Genomic DNA, 2,000 nt, shown 5'->3' with positions numbered 1-2,000 from the left:
CTCCTCCAGCTCCTTCTTGATCTTGATGATCCGGTCGCCGATCAGACGGCGTCAAAGCTCAAGCTGAGATTCGCCGGGACCGCCGAGGAAGCCGAAGCCGCCGCGCTGCCGTTCCAGGTGGGTCCAGGACCGCACCAGCCGGGATTTCTGATAGGTCAGGGAAGCCAGCTCGACCTGGAGCATGCCTTCGCGCGTCCGGGCGCGGGCGCCGAAGATTTCCAGGATCAAGCCGGTACGGTCGATGACCTTCGCCTTCAGCGACCGTTCCAGGTTGCGCTGCTGGACAGGTGACAGGGCGTGGTCGAGGATGACCAGCGTCGCCTCGGTCTCCTCCACGACCTGTGCCAGATGCTCCACTGTGCCGGAGCCAAGCAGGGTCGATGGCTGCGGACGGCTCACCTTGGAACATTCGGCATGGACGACGTCCAGCTGAATGGCCTGGGCAAGACCGACCGCCTCCTCAAGCCGGGATTCGGGAGGGCGCATGTCCCCGTCCGCCTCACTGCGGAGAACGGGGTGGACCACGATGGCCCGCGCGGCGCCTTCAGGGGCCGCGCCGTTACCATTGGTCAAGGGATCAGACGCTTTCACCTTCCTTGGGCGGCTCGAAAAGTTGAATGGGATGGGCCGGCATGACCGTCGAAATTGCGTGCTTGTAGACGAGCTGGGAATGCGCGTCTCGCCGCAGAAGTACCGAGAAGTTGTCGAACCAAGTAATGATACCCTGGAGTTTCACGCCATTCACGAGAAAGACGGTTACGGGAGTCTTGTTCTTACGGACGTGATTGAGAAACACGTCCTGCACGTTTTGGCTTTTTTCAGACATTTTTCATGCCCCCTTCTTCAATGTTCTTGGGACCCCTTCGTTTAGGTGGTCCGCTCCCCGTTTCACGGTGCAGGTGTGGTGCGCGCTGGGACCGTCTCGACAGCCGTTTGCAGGGATATGGTATCACCATTGCCGTCCACCAAGCCATACAGCACGCTGTGCAGCGCCATGCAGTCGGTGTGGCAATGAGCGGGGGGAAACCGGTCGAAGCCGCTCCCCTCACCCAGCCCTATTAGCACCGGAATGAGCCCGGCGCCATGGGCGCATTCCATATCGATGTCGGCATCGCCGAGAAACCAGACATGCGGCCCCGGCTCCATGCCCGCCGGCTCCAACGCCATCCGCACCGGGGCGATGCGCGGCTTGTCGAACTCCGCGTCCTGGGCGCCGACCAGCTTGCCGAAATAGCGGGTCCAGCCGAGTGCGTCCGCCTCGGCCCGCAGGAACTTGCCGTTCTTGTTGGAGACGACGGCCTGATAGACGCCCCGCTCATGGAAATGGCGCAGCAGGGTCTCGGCGCCGGGCAGCGGCTTCAGCCCATCCAGATGGTGGGCGGCGAAATAGGCGTAGAACAGGTCGCGCGCCTCGGTCCAGCGCTCGCCGAAGATGCGGGGGAAACTGTCGCGCAAGGACGCCTTGATCCGCTCGCGCGCCTCCTCCGCACTCCAAGGGGCGAGATCGAAGGACACCAGCGCATGGTTCAGCGCCTCGCGCACCGTGTCCCAGTTGCTGACCAGGGTGTTGTCCCAGTCATAGAGGACGGCGCGCGGCAGGGTGATGGGGGCGGACAAGGGAAACTCCGGTGAACGTCGATAAGGTCGGCGTGAGGCCACCCCTTCACGCCGAGGTCATCCCCGCGAAGGCGGGGATCCAGACCGTGCCGGATTTATTGCTGCGTGTACACCGCGCTCCCGCTTTCGCGGGAGGACGGCCGGAATAAAGTGTCGTCAACGTCGAGCGATAACGCCGCTCACTCGATGAACATTTTCCCCTTCTCGCTGCCATGGACTCCCAGCGACTTCAGCTTGCGGTGAAGGGCGGAGCGTTCCATGCCGACGAAGGACGNCGTGCGGGAGATGTTGCCGCCGAAGCGGGTGACCTGGGCCAGCAGATACTCGCGCTCGAACACCTCGCGGGCTTCACGCAGCGGCAGCCCCATGATCTCGCCCCCCTT

At 63.4% G+C, this 2,000-nt stretch carries 3 protein-coding genes and 1 pseudogene; all 4 read right to left on the bottom strand.

Going from position 1 to position 2,000, the window contains the following annotated elements; all coding sequences use genetic code 11:
• Window positions 1-54 precede the first annotated feature (54 nt).
• Window positions 55-486, bottom strand: a pseudogene (locus I71_RS33165) (GTPase HflX); the annotation flags it as partial.
• Window positions 487-577: 91 nt separating this feature from the next.
• A complete protein-coding gene (gene hfq, locus I71_RS33160; protein ID WP_012974114.1) occupies window positions 578-826 on the bottom strand; it encodes an RNA chaperone Hfq in 249 nt (82 codons plus the stop codon).
• Between the two features lie 62 nt (window positions 827-888).
• Entirely contained in the window at window positions 889-1,617 is a 729-nt protein-coding gene (locus tag I71_RS33155; protein WP_042704340.1) for an HAD family hydrolase, read from the bottom strand.
• A 179-nt stretch (window positions 1,618-1,796) separates the two neighbouring features.
• A partial coding sequence (locus tag I71_RS33150; protein ID WP_042704338.1) for a helix-turn-helix domain-containing protein occupies window positions 1,797-2,000 on the bottom strand: 204 nt, incomplete at its 5' end.

Source organism: Azospirillum sp. B506 (assembly GCF_000333595.1).
Classification (GTDB): domain Bacteria; phylum Pseudomonadota; class Alphaproteobacteria; order Azospirillales; family Azospirillaceae; genus Azospirillum.
Note: the sequence above shows the minus strand (reverse complement) of the source record. Positions and strands in the feature narration are given on the sequence as shown.